At 68.4% G+C, this 20,332-nt stretch carries 17 protein-coding genes; 9 read left to right on the top strand and 8 right to left on the bottom strand.

Going from position 1 to position 20,332, the window contains the following annotated elements; translation table 11 throughout:
• Positions 1–92: 92 nt before the first annotated feature.
• On the bottom strand, positions 93–872 hold the full coding sequence (locus AB3K92_RS37020; RefSeq protein WP_027789189.1) for a DeoR/GlpR family DNA-binding transcription regulator: 780 nt from the start codon (positions 870–872) through the stop codon (positions 93–95).
• Between the two features lie 221 nt (positions 873–1,093).
• Between AB3K92_RS37020 and AB3K92_RS37015 the strand changes: the two genes are divergently transcribed.
• From AB3K92_RS37015 to AB3K92_RS37005, 3 genes are all read left to right on the top strand, one after another.
• Positions 1,094–2,734 carry a gamma-glutamyltransferase family protein gene (locus AB3K92_RS37015; RefSeq protein ID WP_059649756.1) on the top strand — a complete coding sequence of 547 codons (1,641 nt, stop codon included), beginning with the start codon at positions 1,094–1,096 and terminating at the stop codon, positions 2,732–2,734.
• 327 nt (positions 2,735–3,061) lie between these two features.
• On the top strand, positions 3,062–3,889 hold the full coding sequence (locus AB3K92_RS37010) for a ferritin-like domain-containing protein (RefSeq protein ID WP_027789191.1): 828 nt from the start codon (positions 3,062–3,064) through the stop codon (positions 3,887–3,889).
• Positions 3,890–3,959: 70 nt separating this feature from the next.
• The gene (locus AB3K92_RS37005) at positions 3,960–4,466 is read left to right on the top strand and encodes a hypothetical protein (RefSeq protein ID WP_124469558.1); all 507 of its coding nucleotides are present in this window, start codon (positions 3,960–3,962) and stop codon (positions 4,464–4,466) included.
• Here the strand turns inward: AB3K92_RS37005 and AB3K92_RS37000 are convergent.
• The 3 genes from AB3K92_RS37000 to AB3K92_RS36990 form a co-directional block, all read right to left on the bottom strand.
• On the bottom strand, positions 4,460–5,902 hold the full coding sequence (locus tag AB3K92_RS37000; RefSeq protein WP_027789193.1) for a DEAD/DEAH box helicase: 1,443 nt from the start codon (positions 5,900–5,902) through the stop codon (positions 4,460–4,462). The genes AB3K92_RS37005 and AB3K92_RS37000 overlap by 7 nt on opposite strands.
• A gap of 134 nt (positions 5,903–6,036) precedes the next feature.
• Positions 6,037–7,335 (bottom strand): cytochrome c, encoded by a 1,299-nt coding sequence (locus AB3K92_RS36995; RefSeq protein WP_021160171.1) that lies wholly within the window; start codon positions 7,333–7,335, stop codon positions 6,037–6,039.
• A gap of 19 nt (positions 7,336–7,354) precedes the next feature.
• Complete coding sequence (locus AB3K92_RS36990; RefSeq protein WP_042975501.1) at positions 7,355–8,119, bottom strand: c-type cytochrome; 765 nt, start codon at positions 8,117–8,119, stop codon at positions 7,355–7,357.
• A 373-nt stretch (positions 8,120–8,492) separates the two neighbouring features.
• Between AB3K92_RS36990 and AB3K92_RS36985 the strand changes: the two genes are divergently transcribed.
• On the top strand, positions 8,493–9,425 hold the full coding sequence (locus AB3K92_RS36985) for a CopD family protein (protein ID WP_369466786.1): 933 nt from the start codon (positions 8,493–8,495) through the stop codon (positions 9,423–9,425).
• A gap of 194 nt (positions 9,426–9,619) precedes the next feature.
• Here the strand turns inward: AB3K92_RS36985 and dgoD are convergent, their stop codons facing one another.
• A complete protein-coding gene (gene dgoD, locus AB3K92_RS36980) occupies positions 9,620–10,768 on the bottom strand; it encodes a galactonate dehydratase (RefSeq protein ID WP_021160175.1) in 1,149 nt (382 codons plus the stop codon).
• A 162-nt stretch (positions 10,769–10,930) separates the two neighbouring features.
• On the opposite strand from dgoD, the gene AB3K92_RS36975 reads away from it, so the two are divergent.
• On the top strand, positions 10,931–11,614 hold the full coding sequence (locus AB3K92_RS36975) for a FadR/GntR family transcriptional regulator (protein WP_060059174.1): 684 nt from the start codon (positions 10,931–10,933) through the stop codon (positions 11,612–11,614).
• 22 nt (positions 11,615–11,636) lie between these two features.
• Here the strand turns inward: AB3K92_RS36975 and AB3K92_RS36970 are convergent, their stop codons facing one another.
• On the bottom strand, positions 11,637–11,882 hold the full coding sequence (locus AB3K92_RS36970; protein WP_021160177.1) for a DUF1272 domain-containing protein: 246 nt from the start codon (positions 11,880–11,882) through the stop codon (positions 11,637–11,639).
• A gap of 153 nt (positions 11,883–12,035) precedes the next feature.
• Between AB3K92_RS36970 and AB3K92_RS36965 the strand changes: the two genes are divergently transcribed.
• Positions 12,036–12,383, top strand: a complete 348-nt coding sequence (locus AB3K92_RS36965; protein ID WP_048026339.1) for a GFA family protein — start codon at positions 12,036–12,038, stop codon at positions 12,381–12,383.
• Between the two features lie 34 nt (positions 12,384–12,417).
• Here AB3K92_RS36965 and AB3K92_RS36960 read toward each other — a convergent pair whose 3' ends face one another.
• Entirely contained in the window at positions 12,418–15,525 is a 3,108-nt protein-coding gene (locus tag AB3K92_RS36960; protein WP_369466785.1) for a transglycosylase domain-containing protein, read from the bottom strand.
• Positions 15,526–15,945: 420 nt separating this feature from the next.
• Between AB3K92_RS36960 and AB3K92_RS36955 the strand changes: the two genes are divergently transcribed.
• A complete protein-coding gene (locus AB3K92_RS36955; protein ID WP_059552860.1) occupies positions 15,946–16,338 on the top strand; it encodes an MAPEG family protein in 393 nt (130 codons plus the stop codon).
• Positions 16,339–16,347: 9 nt separating this feature from the next.
• Here the strand turns inward: AB3K92_RS36955 and AB3K92_RS36950 are convergent, their stop codons facing one another.
• Positions 16,348–17,265, bottom strand: a complete 918-nt coding sequence (locus AB3K92_RS36950; RefSeq protein WP_021160181.1) for a LysR substrate-binding domain-containing protein — start codon at positions 17,263–17,265, stop codon at positions 16,348–16,350.
• Between the two features lie 199 nt (positions 17,266–17,464).
• Here AB3K92_RS36950 and AB3K92_RS36945 point away from each other — a divergent pair, with 199 nt between their 5' ends.
• Both AB3K92_RS36945 and AB3K92_RS36940 read left to right on the top strand, forming a co-directional pair.
• On the top strand, positions 17,465–18,781 hold the full coding sequence (locus AB3K92_RS36945; RefSeq protein WP_369466784.1) for an MFS transporter: 1,317 nt from the start codon (positions 17,465–17,467) through the stop codon (positions 18,779–18,781).
• Positions 18,782–18,844: 63 nt separating this feature from the next.
• Complete coding sequence (locus AB3K92_RS36940; protein ID WP_369466783.1) at positions 18,845–20,317, top strand: amidase; 1,473 nt, start codon at positions 18,845–18,847, stop codon at positions 20,315–20,317.
• Positions 20,318–20,332: the final 15 nt, after the last annotated feature.

The following is a 20,332-nucleotide window of genomic DNA, read 5'->3' as shown; positions in this document are numbered from 1 at the left end:
TTTGACAGCCGGACCCCGCGCAAGCGGTTTGCTCGCAGCGCCAACTTCTTGATTTCACTTGAAGTTTCGGGTGCGGTGCAGCATCGCGGCCGTCACTCCGCGACGTACACCTGCGTGCCGGCGGTCGCCACCGCGTCGGCCATCTCCGGCGGCAGCGGCTTGTCGGTGAAGAGTGCGTGCACCTGGCTCAGGTGGCCCTGGCGCACCAGTGCCGGGCGGCCGACCTTCGAATGGTCGGCGACGAGGTAGACGGTGCGCGCATGCTGCATGATCGCCTCGGCCACACGCACCTCGCGCGTGTCGAAGTCGCGCAGCGTGCCGTCGGCCTCGATCGCCGACGTGCCGATGATCGCGTAGTCGACCTTGAACTGGCGGATGAAGTCGATCGCGAGTTCGCCGACGATCCCCTTGTCCCACGGCCGCACGATGCCGCCCGTGATCAGCACCTCGCAGTCGGGGTAGCCGCTCATCATCGACGCGACGTTCAGGTTGTTCGTGATCACGTGCAGCCCGTGGTGGCGGTTCAGCGCGCGTGCGACTTCCTCGGTGGTCGTGCCGAGGTTGATGAACAGCGACGCCTGGTCGGGAATGTGCGACGCCGCGAGCGCCGCGATGCGCCGCTTCTCGTCATGGAACATCCGCTGGCGCGCCGTGTACGACACGTTCTCGGAGCTGGTCGGCAGGCTCGCGCCGCCGTGATAGCGGCGCAGCAGGTTCAGGTCGGCGAGCCAGTTCACGTCGCGGCGGATCGTCTGCGGCGTCACCGCGAAGTGCGCGGCGAGATCGTCGACGGTCACGAAGCCGTCGCGCTGCACCCATTCGAGCAGTTCCTGCTGGCGCGCGTTGAGGGTGAGGCGGGGATCTCGGGTCATGGCTCGGTGGTCGTGTCGTGAGACGGAGCGGGTATTGTAAGGGCGGCAACGCCGTTAGGCCGGTATGGCCGCCAGGGTCGCCGGCAATTCATGCGGAAATTGCATTGATTCATGTGACAAATGAATTTGTGCGATCGCGCTGATCGCGCTGCAATGGCGGATTGCCCGCGCGCGCGGGTGCGCGCCCGGCGCTTCATTCAGCTTTCGACGAGGTGGAACCGATGACTGGCTTCAACTGGCACAACCCGTATCCGACGACCCGCATTCCGGTGTTCGCGCGCAACGTCGTGTCGACGTCGCACCCGCTCGCCGCGCAGGCCGGGCTCCGGATGCTGTGGAAGGGCGGCAACGCGGTCGACGCGGCGCTGGCCGCCGCGGCTGCGATCACGGTCGTCGAGCCCGTGTCGTGCGGGCTCGGCGGCGATGCGTTCGCGCTCGTGTGGGACGGCGAGCGGCTGTCCGGGCTGAACGCGTCGGGCGTCGCGCCGGCCGCGTGGAACGTCGACTATTTCCGCCGGCGCCACGGCGAGGCGGCGAACGGCATCGCGAACAAGCCGACACGCGGCTGGGATACCGTCACCGTACCGGGCGTGATCGCGGGCTGGGAAGCGCTGCATGCGAAGTTCGGTTCGCTGCCGTTCGCGGACCTGCTCGAACCGGCGATCGAGATCGCGGAGCGCGGTTATGCGGTGCCGCCGATCGTCGCGCACAAGTGGGCGGCCGCCGTGCCCGAGCTGCAGGGGCTGCCGGGCTTCGCGGAGACCTTCATGCCGCGCGGTCGCGCGCCGCTCGTCGGCGAGCGCGTGTGCCTGCCCGGTCATGCGCAGACGCTGCGCACACTCGCGAAGGAGGGGGCCCGCGCGTTCTACGAGGGCGCGCTCGCCGAGCGCATCGCCGCGTTCTCGCGCGAAGGCGGTGGCGCGCTGACCGCGGCCGACCTGCGAGCGTACCGGCCGGAATGGGTCGAGCCGATCGGCAAGCGCTTCGGCCGTCACACGATCCACGAGATTCCGCCGAACGGGCAGGGCATCGCCGCGCTGATCGCGCTCGGGATCGCCGAGCACGCGGGCGTGACGGAATGGCCGGTCGATTCGGTCGACTCGCAGCATCTGCAGATCGAGGCGATGAAGCTCGCGTTCGCGGATGTCTATCGCTACGTCGCCGATCCGCGCGCGATGGAGGTCACGCCCGAACAGATGCTCGACGACGCGTATCTCGCCGAACGCGCGAAGCTGATCGATCCCGCGCGCGCGACGCACTTCGGCGCCGGCCGGCCGCGTTCGGGCGGCACGATCTACCTGTCGGCGGCTGACGAGCGCGGGATGATGGTGAGCTTCATCCAGTCGAACTACATGGGCTTCGGTTCGGGGCTCGTCGTGCCCGGCACCGGTATCGCGCTGCAGAATCGCGGGCACGGCTTCTCGATGGACCCGGCGTCGCCGAACGTCGTCGCGGGCGGCAAGCGGCCGTTCCACACGATCATCCCGGCGTTCGTCACCGAGGAGGCCGACGGCCGCACGCAAGCCGTGATGAGCTTCGGCGTGATGGGCGGCGACATGCAGCCGCAGGGGCACCTGCAGACCGTCGTGCGGATGCTCGGCTACGGGCAGCAACCGCAGGCCGCCTGCGATGCGCCGCGCTGGAAGGTCAACCGCGACTTCACGCTCGACGTCGAGGCCACGATGAATCGCGCGACCGTCGATGCGCTGGCCGCGCGCGGCCATACGATCAAGTCGATCGACGATCCTTACATGGATTTCGGTTCCGGGCAGTTCATCTGGCGTCTCGACCGCGACGATCGCGAGCGCGGCTACGTGGCCGCGAGCGACAGCCGGCGCGACGGCCTGGCGGCAGGTTTCTGACGGATTGCCGCCCGCTTTCACCGGCATTTCCAGCGCTTCACGGGCGGCCGGACGGCCGCCCGTTTCGTTTCCCGCGGCCCGTATCGTCGAGCGGGCGCAAGCGGTTTGAAGGACTCGTCTAACGAACGGCAACAGACGTCGTGGAACTGCGCTTGTCAGGTATGGTCAGTGCTCTGGAGCACGAACGTCAAAGTCCGGCTAAGATGCCAGCATGGTTCGGCCGGACCAATCCACTATAAACGCAAGTAAAACGCCGCCTGCGGGTCGGTCGGCGCCTGTGCCGAAGGCATGGGCCGGCGCCCGTGCGACGACTGGGAGCGCACCACCATGGACACCAAAACGACGCATGTGATGCCGTGGCGCATCGAGGACATCGACCTGAACCGGATCGATCGTCAGCGTGCCGCCGCGAACGAGGATCTGTTGCTGCTGCTGTGCGCGTCGTCGTTCATCGAAAGCGGCTCGGATCTCTACACGAGCAATCTGAGCCAGTTCTTCAACGACGATCCGGAAGTCTCCGCATGGCTCAACAATGCATGGGAGCACGAAGAATTGCAGCACGGGCGCGCGCTGAAGGCGTACATCGCGCACGTGTGGCCCGAGTTCGACTGGGATACCGCGTTCGCGAATTTCTTCGCCGAATATTCGTTGACCTGCAAGGTCGAGGCATTCGAGAAGACCCGCGCGCTCGAGATGGTCGCGCGCTGCGTCGTCGAGACGGGCACGGCCACGCTCTATCGCGCGATCAACGAGTGCTCGGACGAGCCCGTGCTGAAGGAAATCACCGACAACATCCGCACGGACGAAGTGCGTCACTACAAGCACTTCTTCAAGTTCTTCAAGAAGTACAACCAGCTCGAAGGCAACGGCCGGCTCGCGGTGCTCGGCGCGCTCGCGCGTCGCGTGATGGAAATCAAGAACGAGGATTCCGAGATCGCGCTGCGCCACGTGTTCGCGGTCCGCTATCCGGATCGTGTCGGCGACAGCCAGTACAACCGCGAGCGCGCCGCGCGCATCAGCAAGCTGGTGCGGCGCAACCTGTCGGCCGACATGTGCGTGAAGATGCTGCTCAAGCCGCTCGACCTGCCCGCGAAAATCCAGCCGGGCGTCCACTACCCGCTCACGAAGATCACGCGGCACGTGTTCCTGCGCTGATCGCCGCGGCGCGGCCCGTCGCGCGTATGCTGCGGCTCGTTCATCCGCTTTCCACCGGGGCCACGCCACCATGACCGATACCCATCGCCACGCGCTCGAACAATGGACGTTCGATGCGTGGCCGCCGGCCGTCGTCTCGCTGTTCGACGGCACGGCGCTCGAGCGTCATGCCGACTTCGCCGCATCGCTGATCGTCGCGACCGACGACGGCCAGTTGCGCACGACGCTGCTCGGCGTCGGCGAGATCTATGCACACGATGCACGCACGCTGCTGCTCGCGCTCTGGCCGCAATCGCGCGCGGCGCGCGCGGTCGCGCAACGGCGTAGGGCCGCGCTGACGCTCGTCGCGGACGGCGCGTTCTTTCAGGCGCAATTGACGATGGAGCCGCTCGAAGGGGACTTCGGCGGACTGGCCGGATTCGCTGCGACGATCGCGCACGGCGATGCACAGCGGGTCGGTTATGCGCGTCTCGCGACAGGCGTCACGTTCACGCTGGAAGGGGAGCGCGCCGCGGTGCTCGAACGCTGGCAACGCCAGGTCGAGCACCTGCGGCGCGCGGCCGCGCGGCTTCAGTGACCGCGCTGGCCGCTGCGCGACGAACGGTTGCGGTTCGGGTGCGCGGCGTTGCCGTTCGCGGGGCGTGCGCCATTGCCGCCGCCCGCCGGGCGCCCGCCGCTGCCGCCGGCACCGCCTTGCGTGCGCGGCTTCGCGGCCTTCTGCTGCGATGCTTTCGGCTGTGCGTTGCCGTCGCGTTTCGCGGCCGGCTGGCCTGAGCCGCCCGCACGCGGCTGGCGATTGCCGCCACCGCCGCCACCGCCGCGCGGCTGCTGTTGCCCGCGGCGCTGCTGGATCGGCTCCGGCTTCGCGTTCGGATCGGGTTCGAAGCCCGCGATCACTTCCTGCGGAATCTCGCGCTTGATCAGCCGCTCGATGTCGCGCAGCAGCTGCTTCTCGTCGACGCACACGAGCGACACGGCTTCGCCGGTCGCGCCCGCGCGGCCCGTGCGGCCGATCCGGTGCACGTAGTCTTCCGGCACGTTCGGCAGGTCGAAGTTGACGACGTGCGGCAACTGGTCGATGTCGATCCCGCGCGCGGCGATATCGGTCGCGACGAGCACCTGCAGCGTGCTGTTCTTGAATTCCGCCAGCGCGCGCGTGCGGGCCGACTGGCTCTTGTTGCCGTGGATCGCCATCGCGCTGATGCCGTCCTTCGTCAGCTGCTCGGCAAGCCGGTTCGCGCCGTGCTTCGTGCGCGTGAACACGAGCACCTGGAACCAGTTGTGTTCGCGGATCAGGTGCGTGAGCAGTTCGCGCTTGCGGTCTCGGTCGACCGGGTGGATCTTCTGCGCGACGCTCTCGGCGGTCGTGTTGCGGCGTGCGACCTCGATCAGCGCGGGCGAGTCGAGCAGGCTGTCGGCGAGCGCCTTGATCTCGTCGGAGAACGTGGCCGAGAACAGCAGGTTCTGGCGCTGCGGCGGCAGCTTCGCGAGCACGCGCTTGATGTCGTGGATGAAGCCCATGTCGAGCATCCGGTCGGCTTCGTCGAGCACGAGGATGTCGAGGTCCGACAGGTCGATCGTCTTCTGCTGCATGTGATCGAGCAGGCGGCCCGGCGTCGCGACGACGATGTCGACACCGCGCTTGAGCGCGTCGATCTGCGGATTGATGCTGACGCCGCCGAACATCACGGTCGAGCGCAGCTTCAGGTACTTGCTGTAGGCACGGACGCTTTCCTCGACCTGGGCGGCGAGTTCGCGCGTCGGCGTGAGGATCAGCGCGCGCACCGCGCGCTTCGCGCCGCGATGCTCGGCGTAGAACGTGTGCAGGCGTTGCAGGATCGGCAGCGTGAAGCCTGCCGTCTTGCCGGTGCCCGTCTGCGCACCGGCGAGCAGGTCGCCGCCGCCGAGGACGGCAGGGATCGCCTGCTGCTGGATGGGAGTCGGCGACGTATAGCCGAGCTCGTTGACCGCCTTGACGAGCGGTTCGGCCAGGCCGAGAGATTCGAAAGACATAGATACCACTCTTCAGTTTTATGATCGGCGACGTCTCGCGCGGCCCGCGCGGGAGGTGACATCGCAAATTGCAAAATGCAAAAGGGCGCGGCCGCGGTTTCCCGCAGCCGCGCCCCGTGTGTGTCAGCCGCTTCTTAGTCGAGCGGCGCGGAACGCAGGTCGCTCACCTGTTGCGGCGAGATCGGCGTACCGTTGTTACCCCACGACATCCGGATATACGTGACGACCGCCGCAACCTCCTGGTTCGACAGCGACTGTGCGAACGGCGGCATCCCGTACGGACGCGGATTCTTGAACGTGCTCGGCGGATAGCCACCGTTGAGCACCATGCGGATCGGGTTGACCGCCGATTCCATCACGATCGAGTGGTTGCCCGCGAGCGGCGGATAGGCCGGCGGCTTGCCCGCGCCGGTTTCGGCGTGGCAGGTCGCGCAGTTGTCCGCGTAGATCTTCTTGCCCTGGTCGAACAGCGCGTTGCCGAACTGCTTCGACGGCTCGTACTGCATGTTCTTCGGCGCTTCAGCCTTCTGCGGGATCGACTTCAGGTACGTCGACATCGCGCGCGTATCTTCGTCGCTCATGTACTGCAGGCTGTTGTGCACGACGTCGGCCATCGGGCCGAACACCGCGCCCTTGTTCGACACGCCGGCTTGCAGCAGGTCGGACAGCTCCTGCACGTGCCAGTCGCCGAGGCCGAGTTCCTTGTCGTTCGTCAGCGACGGCGCATACCAGTTCTGCAGCGGGATCAGGCCGCCCGCGAAGGCTGCCGAGCTCACCGGGCCGCCCATCATGTTGATCGACGTATGGCACATCGAGCAGTGGCCGAGGCCCTCGACGAGGTACGCACCGCGGTTCCATTCGACCGACTTGGTCGGATCCGGCTTGTACTCGCCTTCCTTGAAGAACAGCGTGCGCCAGCCGATCAGCAGGTTGCGGTTGTTGAACGGGAACTTCAGTTCGTGCGGACGGCTCGGCACCGACACCGGCGCGACCGAACGCAGGTACGCGTAGATCGCGTCGGAATCCGCGCGCGTGACCTTCGTGTAGCTCGCGAACGGGAAGCCCGGGTAGAGCAGGCTGCCGTCCTTCGAACGGCCGGTGTGCATCGCGCGGTAGAAGTCGTCCGACGTCCACTTGCCGATGCCGTCCTTGTCGTCCGGCGTGATGTTCGGCGTGTACATCGTGCCGAACGGCGTCGCCATCGGCAGGCCGCCCGCGAACGACTTGCCGCCGCGCACGGTGTGGCACGCGATACAGTCGCCGACGCGCGCGAGGTACTCGCCCTTCTTGATCAGTGCGGCCTGGTCGGCCGGCGTGGCCGCGACGGCGGCGGCGCCGTGCAGCGTGTCGTTGCCCGGCCACAGGACCGGCACGAGGGCGGCGGCCGCGACGATCGCGACAGCCGAGAGTGCAAACAGGGACTTGCGTTTCATTGTGTCTGTCTCCCTTGCCTTATTGCGGTTCGCTGCCGCAGGCGAGCGGAGTCTTCATCGAACGCGCCGGAGCCGGCACGGGGTTGGCGGGCGCCGGTTGCGCGGCGAGCCATGCGGTCACGGCCGTCACGTCTTCGTCGGAAAGCTTCGAAGCGACTTCATGCATGCAATCGGGCGCCTTCGCGTGGCGGTTGCCCGAGCGCCATGCACCGATCTGCGCGCTCAGGTAGTCGGCGTGCAGGCCGACCAGGCCCGGGATCGCCGGCTGCATGCCGGTGAGCGTCGCGCCGTGGCAGGCCACGCAGGCCGGCAGCTTGCGGGACGGGTCGCCTTGCGTGACGAGCTGCTTGCCGCGCGCGAGCGTCGCGGCCGGCAGCGTCGGCTTCGCCGGCGCCGGGTACGGCGGGCGTTCGGCCGAGAAGTGCTCGGCCATCTCGCGCAGGTAGTCGTCGTTCAGGTACGTCAGCAGGTAGTTCATCGGCGGGTACTTGCGCCGGCCGTCACGGAAGTTGACGAGCTGGTTGTACAGGTACTCGGCCGGCTTGCCGGCAAGACGCGGGAAGTAGTCGTTGTCCGTACCCTGGCCATGGACGCCATGGCAGGCCGTACAGCCGCGCACGCGCTCGGCCATGGTATCGGGTGCCTTGAGCGGCGCCTGCTGGGCGTGCGCTTGCTCCGTGGGCTTGGTCTGCGCTTGGGCAGCGCTCATAAGGCCCGCGCCGCCGAACATCAGAACGGCGAGCAGCGGACGGAAGAGGCGTCTTGAAGACACACGAGACTCCATGTTTATTCGACGGGGACCTGTCCGGGCTACGATCGGCTCGGCGCATGACGGCAAGGCAGCCGGGCTGCTGCGACGCGGCATTCTATCATCGATGGGTAATGACGGCTATTTGGCAAAAGGACATCGGTTCCTGTCCGTTTGCGACTTGCGACAATTTGACGCGCATTGCGCCGCACCTGTGTGAACCGGCGTGCGTTTTCACCATCGAAGACCGTACACTCGCGGGTCGCGCGGCGCCGCCTCCGCCGCAGGTCCAGTCATTTCTCCCGTTTCCGGATTCATCGATGACGTTTTCTACCGTGCCGTTGCCTTCCTCACGCTGTCCGTCCCGTTGCCGCATCGTCGGCCTGCCGCTTTCGGGAGGGTGTGCGCGATGAAGTTCGACAGCTTGTGGATCGGTCAGGTCGCGCTCGCGGCGCTGATGGACGCCGCGTTCGCGATGGCGGTCGGCTCGGCGCTGCTCAAGGCTTGGCTCGGCAAGGACGGGGCACGTCCGGTCGTCGCGCCGTCCCATCCCGCGTGGCTGCGCGCGCAACATTCGCTGGTCGCGGCGGCGCTGGCGCTGGTGCTCGCGGATCTCGGCTGGCTCGTCTACGAGGCCGCGACGATGAGCGGCGCGGGGCTCGGCGGCGCGTTCGCCGCGATTCCCGTGATGTTGACGCAGACCCATACGGGCTTCGCATGGAGCGTCGCGTTCGCCGGCGCCGTGGTGCTCGTGATCGTCGCGCTGGCGAAGCCGGAAGGCCCGGTCGCGCACGCGGTGCTGTGGCTCGCGGTGATCGTGGTCGCGGCCGGCAAGGCCTCGCTCGGCCATGCGGCCGACACGGGTGCGCTGTCCGCGGCGGTCGGCGTGCAGACGCTGCACCTGCTCGCGACCGCCGTGTGGGGCGGCCTCGTGCTCGCGGGCGGGCTCGCGGTGCTGCCGGCGCTCGGTTCGTCGGTCGCGCGCGGCGCGCTGATCCGCATCGGCCAGCACCTGTCCCGTACGTCGATCGTCGCGGTCGTGTTCGTGCTCGGCACCGGCGCGCTCAATGCGATCCGCGGGCTCGGCGGGTCGCTTGCGCCGCTCGACGGCAGCACGTGGGGGCGCGTGTTGCTGCTGAAGCTGCTGCTCGTCGCGCTCGCGCTCGTGCTCGGCGGCCTGAACCGCTTCTCGGCGCTGCCGCGCCTGCGCCGCACCGCGTCGACCGAGGATGCGCACACGTTCCGCAACATCCTGCATCTCGAGGCGCTGACGATGATCGGCGTGTTCGTCGCGGCCGCGGTGCTGTCGTTCAGCGTGCCGGGGTTCGCGGCGCTCGGCTGACGGCCGGTTGCGCGCGGCGCGACGCCAGGCCGCCGACGCGCATCCGCCACGTGCATTCACCATGTGCCCGGCGCCGCGCCGGGCATGCAAAAACGGCTGCCTGTCGGGCAGCCGTTCTCGTATCGATACTTGTCGCGACTTAGCGCGACTTAGCGCGACTCAGCGCGACTCAGCGCGCACGCCGCGCATCGCGCTCACCACTCGGCGACGCTGCCGTCCGCGTGGCGCCATACCGGGTTGCGCCAGCGGTGGCCCGTCTTCGCCATCTCGCGCACCTTCTCCTCGTTCACGTCGATGCCGAGCCCCGGGCCCTGCGGGATCGCGACGAAGCCGTCCTCGTAGCGGAACACCTCGGGGTTGCGCAGGTAGTCGAGCAGGTCGTTGCCCTGGTTGTAGTGGATGCCGAGGCTCTGCTCCTGGATGAACGCGTTGTAGCTGACCGCGTCGAGCTGCAGGCACGCGGCGAGCGCGATCGGGCCGAGCGGGCAGTGCAGCGCGAGCGCGACGTCGTAGCTCTCCGCGAGCGTCGCGATCTTGCGGCACTCGGTGATGCCGCCCGCATGCGACGCGTCGGGCTGGATGATGTCGACGTAGCCGCCCGCGAGGATGTGCTTGAAGTCCCAGCGCGAGTAGAGCCGCTCGCCGAGCGCGATCGGCGTGTTGGTCTGGTTGACGATGTCGCGCAGCGCCTCGGCGTTCTCCGACAGCACGGGCTCCTCGATGAACATCAGCTTGTACGGGTCGAGCTCCTTCGCGAGCACCTTGGCCATCGGCTTGTGCACGCGGCCATGGAAGTCGACGCCGATTCCGACGTGCGGGCCGACCGCGTCGCGCACGGCCGCGACGTTCGCGATCACCTGCTCGACCTTGTCGTAGGTGTCGACGATCTGCAGTTCCTCGGAGCCGTTCATCTTCACGGCCTTGAAGCCGCGCTCGACCACCGCGCGCGCATTGTTCGCGACGTCGCTCGGCCGGTCGCCGCCGATCCACGAATACACCTTGATGCGATCGCGCACCTGGCCGCCGAGCAGCGCATGCACCGGCACGCCGTGATGCTTGCCCTTGATGTCCCACAGCGCCTGGTCGACGCCCGCGATCGCGCTCATCATGATGGGGCCGCCGCGGTAGAAGCCCGCGCGGTACATCACCTGCCAGTGATCCTCGATCAGCAGCGGGTCGCGGCCGACGAGGTAGTCGGCCAGCTCCTGCACGGCGGCCTCGACCGTGTGCGCGCGGCCTTCGACGACAGGCTCGCCCCAGCCGACGATGCCCTCGTCGGTTTCGATCTTGAGGAACAGCCAGCGCGGCGGGACGACGAAGGTTTCGAGGCGGGTGATTTTCACGATGCGGGTCTCCATGATTGACCGGCGCGGGAGTCGGGCGCCGCGCGCGGTCGCGTGCTTTCGCGGTTATCCTAGCGCAGGCCGATAAAAAATAGTATTAATAGTACTATTGTGCAGATAGTGGGCAGCCGGACCACCCGGGTACCGGCATTACGGAGAACGATCATTCGACGCGACCTGCATGGACAGACGGCCTTCCGGCTCGCCACGGCGATCCTGCGCGGCGACTACCCGCCCGAGTCGCTGCTGCCGAGGGAACCCGACCTGATGGAGATGTATGGCGTGAGCCGCACGGTGATGCGCGAGGCGCTGCGCACGCTCACGTCGAAGGGGCTCGTCGAGTCGCGGCCGAAGATCGGCACGCGCGTGCGGCCGCGCGGCGTATGGAACCTGCTCGACGCCGACCTGCTCGACTGGTATGCGCGCGTCGCGCCGCCGCTCGCGTTCGCGCTGAAACTGCAGGAGATGCGCGAGATGGTCGAGCCATACGCGGCCGCGCTCGCCGCGCGCATGCATACACCGGCAACGTTCGAGGCGATCGACGGCGCGGCGCGTGCGATGGCCGCCGCGCGCAACGTCGACGAATGGGTGCGTGCCGACCTGCGTTTTCACCTGAGCGTGCTCGAGGCCGGCGGCAACGAACTGCTGGTGCCGCTCGGCACGCTGATCGATCGCACGCTCGAGGCGCAGCTGCACCTGAACGCGCGCCGCGCGGACGTGTACAACGCGTCGCTCGCCGAGCACACGGCCGTCAGCGACGCGATCCGCATGCGCGACGAGGACGGTGCGCGCCGCGCGATGGCGGCGCTGCTCGCGGTGACGCGCGCGCGGATCGAGATGTCGTGACGCGAAACGGCGGGCGGCGCGGTCAGGCGTTCGCGCAGCCGCCCGGCTTGTGGATGCGCTCGGTCGACGCCGGGTATTTCGCGAGCAGGCTCGCCGGTCGCCGCGGCCGCACGGCGAAGTCGCCGCCGCAGTTGGGGCAGCGGCCCTTCAGCACGTCGTCGGCGCAGGTCGCGCAGAACGTGCATTCGAACGTACAGATGCGGGCATCCGCCGAATCGGGCGGCAGGTCCTTGTCGCAGCATTCGCAGCCGGGGCGCATTTCGAGCATGACGGTTTTCCTTGTTCGGACAGGGGCGGGAAGGGCGCCGCCGGACATTGCGCGCGGCGCATCTGCGCGCTACTGTACCTGCCTTGATCGGTCTGGCCAACGGTGTCCCGCCGGGGCGCCGCCGATGCGCACGGGCCGCACCGGGAGACGACCATGATTTATCGCGGAAGCTGTCATTGCGGAGACGTGAAGTTCGAGGCGGAAGGCGACCTGCAGGGCGTGATGGCGTGCAACTGCTCGATCTGCCAGCGCAAGGGCGCGCTGATGTGGTTCGTGCCGCGCGATCGCATGACGCTGCTCACGCCCGACGCGCATCTCGCCACCTACATGTTCAACAAGCACGTGATCAAGCACCGCTTCTGCAAGCGCTGCGGGATTCACACGTTCGGCGAGGGCGTCCACCCGAACGGCACCGCGATGGTCGCGATCAATGTGCGCTGTCTCGAAGGTGTCGATCTCGACGCGCTGCCGGTCACGCACTACGACGGCCGCTCGCACTGAGCGGCGCGTCGGCGCATGACACGACGTGCGGCCGTCAGGACGGTTGCGCGGCCGCGGCACCCGTCGCCGGCGCTGCCGCCTGCGGGGCGGCGCCCGCGGTATGCGTGCCGGTGCCGGCCGGCCGTTCGATCAGCGGCGCGAGTGCCGGCGCCATCGACTTCAGCAACTGCACGGCCATCGCGCTCGTGAAGTCGTAGCGTGCCGCGTACGGTTCGTGCGCGGTTGCCGTCAGGACCCCGAAGAACCGGTCGCCGAGCACGAACACGAACGTGCCGCTGCGGTTCACCTTGCGCGACTCGATCAGCCGTGCGCCGCGCGCATAGACGTTGAAGCGCTGGTCGCCCGTCCCGGTCTTGCCGTACACGTCGAGCGTCTTGCCGTCGGGCAGCGTGAAGCCGCCCGCGAGGCGGCGCGCGGTGCCGTTGAGCACGACGTCGCGCAGCAGCGTGTGCGCGACGTTGACGATCTCCGGCGACAGCATCGGTTGCGGCTGCGCGGCCGCGCGCACGAAGCGCGTTTCGTACGGCGTGCCCTTCGCGAAGTCGAGCTGCGTGATCGTCTCGGTCGGCGCTTTCTGCCCGCCGTTCGCGATCAGGCCGATCAGTTTCGCGAGCGCGTCGGGCTGGTCGCCCGATGCGCCGATCGCGGCCGCGTACGACGGCGTGACTTCCGCGAACGGGTAGCCGAGTGCCCGCCACGACTTCGTGATCTCCGCGTACGCGCGCAGTTCGACCATGCGACGGATGCGCCGGTCCTGGGTCGCGTGGTAGCGCGTCTTGTATAGCCACGAGTACGTGTAGAAACGCGCGTCGCGGCTGTCGCGCTGGACATCGGCAAGCGCCGCCGCCGGGTGGGCGCGCAGGTAGTTGAGCGTCCATAGCGCGAGCGGATGCACGCTCGCGATATAACCGCGATCGTTGAGGTTGAAGCGGTCGATCGCGTACTTCGCGTAGAGCCTGGCGAGATCGTCGTCGGACAGTGTCACGGCCGGCGTGCCCTTCAGTTGCGCGCGCATCTGCGCGTCGAACCACGCGAGCGATTCGTTCGGCGCGACGCTGCGCAGCACCGTCGCGATCTTCGGCGGCGACTTGCGCACGTCCTTCAGCATCAGCGCGAGCGCGTCGTCGGGCGCCTTGCCCGCATAGCGCGTGTAGTAGCGCTTCACGTAGACCTGGCTTTCGCCGTCGACGAACTGCTGCAGGTAATGCCGGCGCTGTTCGGGGTCGCCGAGCCACGACGACGACGGGCCGGCCGCCTGCAGCGTCTCGTAGTGGACGATGTCGCGCATCAGCCGCACGAACACGAGGTTGACCGAGTGCTCGAAGGCCGCGTGCAGCGTCAGGATGCGGCCGTTGTCCGACTTTTCGAAGTTCGAGAACACCTGTGCGCCGCCGCCCGTGTAGAACACGTCGGGGCTCGCCGAATACTTGCGTTCGACGGCCGCGCCGAGCATCGCCTGCAGCGAGCGGTCGCGCGTATGCGACAGGTAGTCGAGCGCCCAGTGCGACAGCCCGTCGATCGGGTCGGGCTTCACGCGGGCCAGCTCCGCGTTCGACAGGTTCGCGTAGCGCGCATGCAGGTCGGACACGATCTGCAGGTAGGTGATCAGCGTGCGCAGCTTCGCGGTCGAGCCGAGGTTGATGCGGCCGCCGCGATTGACGTCGAACGGCTCGTTCACGCTGTCGGTCTGCACGCGCAGCAGGTTCGCGCCGTTGCGGTGTTCGTACAGCGTGAAGCTGTACGTGAGGTGCGACGGGTCGTCCTTCGGCGCGAGCATCTCGAAACCGTACAGGCCGGCCGCCTGCGCGCCGTCGCGCGTCGACGCCCGTGCGAGCCGTTCGGCGACGGCCTGCTGCACGCCGTTGTCGAGCGTGCTGGTCGCCTGCAGGTCGAACTGGTCGAGCTGGTACAGGTCGCTGATGCCGAGCGCCGACAGCAGCGACGCGCGCGCGGACGTCACGGCCTTGCGCGACACGAACGACTGCACGTGCGCGGCGGCCGGCGGCGCGCTGCGTTCGATCTGCGCGGCAAGCGCGGCATCGCGCAGCGCCGGCGAGATCACGCCGCCGTTCGACAGCAGCCTCAGGTAGCTGTCGGTCAGCCGCTCCAGGGCCGGATAACCGCGATTGAGGAAGTACGACGGCGCGCGCTGCGCGATGATCAGCGACAGCACCTCGCGGAACGCCTTGCCCTGTTCATCGACGTTGTCGCCCGTCGTCGGCGCGGACAGGATGCGGTTCACATCGTTGAAGTCGCGGCCGTACCACGCGGCGAGGCCGTCGCCGATGCCGGTGATCTCGCCGATGTGCGGCCGCGCGGCGAGCGGGACGGAATTCAGGTAGCGCACGACGATGGTACGGCGCGCGGGCATCGTCTGCGGGCCGTTCAGGTACGCACGCACCGACGCCGACGCGATCTGTCGCAGCTTCTCGGGCGGCGTCGCGGTGCGGCCCTCGGGCGAATGGCGGAACTTCTCGATCTGCGTCGCGAGCGTGCTGCCGCCCGGGCGCGCCTGATGGCGGTTGACGACGTGCAGCGCCTGGTCGGCGAGCGCGCGGCTGAAGCGCCCCCAGTCGATTGCCGGGTTGCGGTTCGGCTCGTTCGCGTCGAGCAGGTAGCGATCCTCGATGAACAGGAGCGAATCGGCGATCACGCGCGGCACCCTGTCGAAGTCGGCATAGACGCGCTGCGGGAACACGGTCGCGAACAGCGGTGCACCGGTCGAGTCGAACAGCGTCAGGCCCGCCTGGTCCTTCTCCTCGAACGGGAGGAACAGCCCGCGATCGCCGATCGACAGCATCCGCTGGGAATCGCGCGCCTGCTTGCCGACGACGAAGCCGCGCGCGAGCAGCCGCTCCTGGAACGCCGGAATCATCGCGTAGCCGAGGCGCTGGTCGTACGGGCCGTTCGCGGGGAAGCGGATGCGATCGCTCGGGCCCGCCTCGAGCGTGTAGCCGACGTCGCGGGTGAGATCGGACAGGTAGTGCGCCTGCAGCCGGGACGTTTCGATCTCGCTCTGCACGAGCCGCGCGACGATCGCCACCGCGATCAGCAGCGCGGCGAGCAGGGACCACTTGACCCACGTCCAGACCGATGCGGGACCGGTCACGCGCGGCAGGATACGATTCAGCGGCCGATTCATGGCGGCGTCTCCCTGAAGGCGCGGGCTCCGGCCGCACCCCATTAAGGATTAGTGTAGTCCTCCGCAGCGGGCTGCCAAGGGCGTCGACTACCGAGATGCGTCGACGCAACGTGCATGCCTGTGAGGCGCGGCAACGGGCGGCGCGCCGCGATGGTGCGCGCCGCTGCGGCTTAAACGTTTGCGCGTTGCGCGCGGCGACGTCCGCGTGGCAGGGGCGGCGGCGGGCAGGCCCGCGTGGCCGGGCCGACGGACGATGCACGGATTTCGTGCGCTGCGGCATCGTTCCAATTCGGGCCGGAACCCGTTCGTGAAAGGGGGGCGTCGCACGGCGACGCTACGGGTTTCCGCGATAGCCGCGCGCGCCGGCGGCGGGTACGATCGCCGGATGTGCGGCGCATGTCCGCTTCCGCCCGGAGTCCCATGGCGATCCATCCCGTCGCACTCGTGTGCACGGCCATCCTCGGACTGCTGCTGTTCGGGCTCGGGTTCGTCGTGTCCGTCACGCGCTTTCGATGCACCATCGGGTCCGGGTGTGCGTCCGACCCGACGAACGGGCTGCACAAGATCGTGCGCGCGCACGGCAACACGGCCGAATACGCGCCGTTCCTCGCGGTGCTGTTTCTCCATTTCGGCGCGCACGATCCGTCTCGCGCGATCCTCGCGCTGATCGTCGCGGCAACCGCGTGCCGCTGCCTGCTGGTGATCGGATTGCTCGCGTGGCCGACGATGGCCAACCCGAATCCCGTGCGTTTCATCGGCGCGCTCGGCACGTACCTGTGCGGGGCCGCGCTGTGCATCGCGCTGTTCGTCTGAACGCTGGCGCTACCGCCACAGCAGCGTCGCGCGATCGTGCCGGCGCACGGCTTCGACGAAGCAGTGGATCAGGTAGTCGCAGGCAATCGTGTTCAGCGCATCGCGGCGCGTGAGCACGCCGACCGACACGGCCGGAATCGTTTCCTCCACGTCGATCGCGACCATCCGCTCGCGAATCCAGTCGATTTCCATGAAGCTCTTCGGCACGCACGACACGGTGTCGGTGTGCACCGACAGCGAAAATGCCGCGCTGAACGACGTGCATTCGACGATCGGCTGCGGCGCCGGATAACCGTGTGCGACGAACACGTCCTGCAGCAGCCGGCCGATGCTTTCAGGCGACGTGTTGAGGATCCACTGCGCGTCCTGCAATTGCGCGAGCGACGTGCAGTGACGCAGCGGATTGCTCGCGCGCGTCATCAGGATCAATTCCGATTCGAGCAGCGGCCGGAACGTGAATTCCGGCGACAGCCGGGCCGCGTCGACGATCGCGATCACGAAGTCGAGCGAGCCGTCGCGCAGCCGCGGCAGCGCCGTGTCGAGAAATCCTTCGCGCACGTCGAGGCGGATCGTCGGCATGCGCTGCCGGAACGCGTCGAGCGCGGCCGGCAGGAAGCCGAGCGACACCAGCGGCGTCAGCGCGCATGCGAGCGCACCTTCCTTGCCGCCCGACAGCTGGATCACGTCGTCGCGCGCGTGCTGCATCTCCGCGAGGATCAGCCGCGCGCGGGCATAGACGGCCTGCCCGAAACGCGTGAGCTGCGCACCGCGCGCGTTGCGCGTGACGAGCGGCACGCCGAGATCGAGTTCGAGTTCGCGGATCGCCTTCGTCAGCGCGGGCTGCGACAAGTGGATCGCGCGCGCGGCCGCGCGCAGGCTGCCGTGTTCGGCGATGGCGGCAAGCGCCCGGAGCTGGTGGTGTTTCACGGCGAGGCGGGGCGCGGCGGCGGTGGCGACGTTCGTATCCTACACCGCGTTTCCGCGCGGAAAGCACGCGATAACCGTGCGTTATCACGATCGAAAAATGTCGCTCCGGGCTGCGTATTTTGAATGCCTAGACTGCATGCGCAGGCCGTCCAACGGGCCGTGCACACGACACGCATCACCAGTACGGAGACACACCTTCATGAAGGCGCCCCGAGCAGGCAGCATGTTCGGCGGGCATGTCGGCGACGTTGCCGCATCCCCGTCCAATCGTCAGCTGATTGTCGCGATCACGATCGGCAACGGCCTCGAATTCTTCGATCTCACCGTGTTCAGTTTCTTCGCGGTGCTGCTCGGCAAACTGTTCTTTCCCGCGGTCTCCGCGCAGCAGCAGTTGCTGATGTCGGTCGCGACCTTCGGCGTCGGCTTCATCGCGCGGCCGATCGGCGGTGTCGTGATCGGGCTCGTCGCCGACCGCTTCGGCCGCGTGCCCGCGATGAACCTCACGCTCGTCACGATGGCGATCGGCACCGGGATGATCGGCGTGCTGCCGACCTATGCGCAGATCGGCATCGCGGCGCCCGTGCTGGTCGTCGTCGCGCGGCTGCTGCAGGGTTTTTCGGCCGGCGGCGAGGTCGGCGTATCGACGTCGCTGCTCGCCGAGCGCGCGCCGGCCGGCGAACGCGGCTACTACACGAGCTGGCAGTTCGCGAGCCAGGGCGCCGCGGCGCTGGCCGGTTCGTTCGTCGGCTTCCTGCTGTCGCATTTCCTCGATACCGCCTCGCTCGAAGCGTGGGGCTGGCGCGTGCCGTTCCTGCTGGGCGTGCTGATCGCACCGATCGGCCTCTACCTGCGCGCACGCTTCAGCGCGCTCGAGCAGCACGCGCCGGCCGCGGCCGCGCGGCGTTCGTCGGCCGTGCTCGGCACCGTGCTGCGGCGCGACGGCGGCGCCGTGCTGACCGCGCTCGGCCTCGTGGTCGGCGGCACGGCCGCGCACTTCATCGTGCTGTATTACATGTCGACGTACGCGATCAAGGTGCTGCACCTGCCGATGGATACCGCGCTGTGGTGCGGGATTCTGTCCGGCGCCGTGATGTTCGTCGCCGCGCCCGTCGGCGGACGGCTGTCGGATCGCAACGGCAGCAAGCGCGTCGCGCTGTGGTCGCGCCTCGCGCTGACCGTGCTGATCCTGCCGGGCTTCTGGCTGATCCGCACGGTGCCGTCGATCGCGACGATGTACGCGGTCGTGATGCTGCTCGCCGCGCTGCACTCGATCAACGCCGGCGCGAACGGTGTGATCCTCGCCGAGCTGTTCCCGAAGAGCACGCGCGCCACCGCACTGTCGATCGCATATGCGGGCGGCGTGTCGATCTTCGGCGGCTTCGCGCAGTTCATCGTCACGTGGATGATCGGCGCGACCGGCAATCCGGCGGCGCCCGCGTGGTACGTGATCGTCTGCGGCGCGCTGTCGCTCGTCGCGCTCGCGTTCGCATCGGATCGCAGCGAACACGATGCGTGACCGCTGCCGCCGCCTTCCTTTCCGCTTTCTTCCCCGCTTTTTTCCCTCTTCGCCCCGAACCGTATGACCGCCACCGTTTCGCTATCGTCCCCGCCCGCCGACGTGATGGCCGGCGACCTGTGCGACCTGTCCGCCCGCACGATGCTCGACCTGCTGAAGACACGGCAGATCAGCGCGTGCGACCTGCTCGATGCGCATCTCGCGCGGATCGCGACGGTCAACCCACGCGTGAATGCGCTCGTGACCGTCGTCGATCCCGACGTGCTGCGCGCCCGTGCGCGCGACATCGACGCCCGCTGGATGCGCGGCGAATGGCAGGGGCCGCTGCACGGGCTGCCGGTGTCGCAGAAGGATCTCACCGCGACGCGCGGCGTGCGCACGACCTACGGTTCGCGGTTGTTCGCCGGTCATGTGCCGCTGCATGACGCGCTCGTCGTGCGCCGCTGCGCGAGCGCCGGTGCGCTGATGATCGGCAAGTCGAACACGCCCGAATTCGGCGCCGGGTCGCATACGTTCAACGACGTGTTCGGCGCGACGCGCAACCCGTGGGACCTGACGCGTTCCGCGGGCGGCAGCAGCGGCGGCGCGGCGGCCGCGCTCGCGTGCGGGATGAATCCGCTCGCCTGCGGCAGCGACATGGGCGGTTCGCTGCGCAACCCGGCCGCGTGGAACAACGTCGTCGGGTTGCGGCCGTCGCCGGGCCGCGTGCCGCGCGCGCCCGACCTGAACGGCTGGGCGACGCTCGGCGTCGACGGGCCGATGGCGCGCGACGTGGCCGATACCGCGTTGCTGCTGTCGGCGATCGCCGGGCCGGGCGGCGAGACCGCGACCGAACTCGCGGATCCGGGTGCGCGCTTCGCGCAGCCGCTCGAACGCGACTTCCGCGGCACGCGCATCGCGATGTCGCGCGGCCTGCCCGGCGTGCCGGTCGATCCCGAGATCGCGCGGGCGGTCGATGCGCAGGCGCGTGTGTTCGCGGCGCTCGGCTGCGAAGTCGAATTCGACGATCCCGATCTGACGGACGCCGAGGACGTGTTCCGCATCGAGCGCGCATGGATGATCGGCACGCTGGTCGACGGGTTCGACGATGCGCAGCGTGCGGCGCTGAAGCCCGAGATTCATGATGAATACCGGCTGCATCGGTCGCTGACGGCCGCCGATCTCGGCCGCATGTTCGTGCGCAAGACGCGGCTGTTCGAGCGGATGCGCACGTTCATGCAGCGCTACGCGTTCTATGTGCTGCCGACGACACAGGTGATGCCGTTCGACGTCGGCCTGCGCTCGCCTGCGCATGTGCAGGGGGCCGCGAGCACGTCGTACATCGACTGGATGCGCGTGTGCTGGTACCTGTCGTCGACCGAGGCGCCGATCTTGTCGGTGCCGTGCGGCTTCGGCGCGACCGGTTTGCCGATCGGCATGCAGATCGTCGGCCGCTATCGCGACGACTGGGGCGTGCTGCAGTTCGGTCACGCATACGAAGTCGCGGCCGGCCGCCGCTGGGCCCCGCCGGCGGTCGTCGCCGACGCGATGCGCTAGCCGTCCTCCCCGATT

Source organism: Burkholderia sp. Bmkn7, from assembly GCF_041103175.1.
Classification (GTDB): Bacteria; Pseudomonadota; Gammaproteobacteria; order Burkholderiales; family Burkholderiaceae; genus Burkholderia; species Burkholderia cepacia.
The sequence above is the reverse complement of the archived record's forward strand: the minus strand, read 5'-3'. Positions and strand labels throughout refer to the sequence as shown.

Excerpts from the sequence above, each read along its gene's own strand:
- AB3K92_RS36965 (WP_048026339.1), top strand. The coding sequence starts at position 12,036 with ATGATTTATCGCGGAAGCTGTCATTGCGGAGACGTGAAGTTCGAGGCG.
- AB3K92_RS37015 (WP_059649756.1), top strand. The coding sequence starts at position 1,094 with ATGACTGGCTTCAACTGGCACAACCCGTATCCGACGACCCGCATTCCG.
- AB3K92_RS36945 (WP_369466784.1), top strand. The coding sequence starts at position 17,465 with ATGAAGGCGCCCCGAGCAGGCAGCATGTTCGGCGGGCATGTCGGCGAC.
- AB3K92_RS36990 (WP_042975501.1), bottom strand. The coding sequence starts at position 8,119 with ATGGAGTCTCGTGTGTCTTCAAGACGCCTCTTCCGTCCGCTGCTCGCC.
- AB3K92_RS36995 (WP_021160171.1), bottom strand. The coding sequence starts at position 7,335 with ATGAAACGCAAGTCCCTGTTTGCACTCTCGGCTGTCGCGATCGTCGCG.
- AB3K92_RS37000 (WP_027789193.1), bottom strand. The coding sequence starts at position 5,902 with ATGTCTTTCGAATCTCTCGGCCTGGCCGAACCGCTCGTCAAGGCGGTC.
- AB3K92_RS36940 (WP_369466783.1), top strand. The coding sequence starts at position 18,845 with ATGACCGCCACCGTTTCGCTATCGTCCCCGCCCGCCGACGTGATGGCC.
- AB3K92_RS36955 (WP_059552860.1), top strand. The coding sequence starts at position 15,946 with ATGGCGATCCATCCCGTCGCACTCGTGTGCACGGCCATCCTCGGACTG.
- AB3K92_RS36985 (WP_369466786.1), top strand. The coding sequence starts at position 8,493 with ATGAAGTTCGACAGCTTGTGGATCGGTCAGGTCGCGCTCGCGGCGCTG.
- AB3K92_RS36960 (WP_369466785.1), bottom strand. The coding sequence starts at position 15,525 with ATGAATCGGCCGCTGAATCGTATCCTGCCGCGCGTGACCGGTCCCGCA.
- AB3K92_RS37005 (WP_124469558.1), top strand. The coding sequence starts at position 3,960 with ATGACCGATACCCATCGCCACGCGCTCGAACAATGGACGTTCGATGCG.
- AB3K92_RS37010 (WP_027789191.1), top strand. The coding sequence starts at position 3,062 with ATGGACACCAAAACGACGCATGTGATGCCGTGGCGCATCGAGGACATC.
- AB3K92_RS36970 (WP_021160177.1), bottom strand. The coding sequence starts at position 11,882 with ATGCTCGAAATGCGCCCCGGCTGCGAATGCTGCGACAAGGACCTGCCG.
- AB3K92_RS37020 (WP_027789189.1), bottom strand. The coding sequence starts at position 872 with ATGACCCGAGATCCCCGCCTCACCCTCAACGCGCGCCAGCAGGAACTG.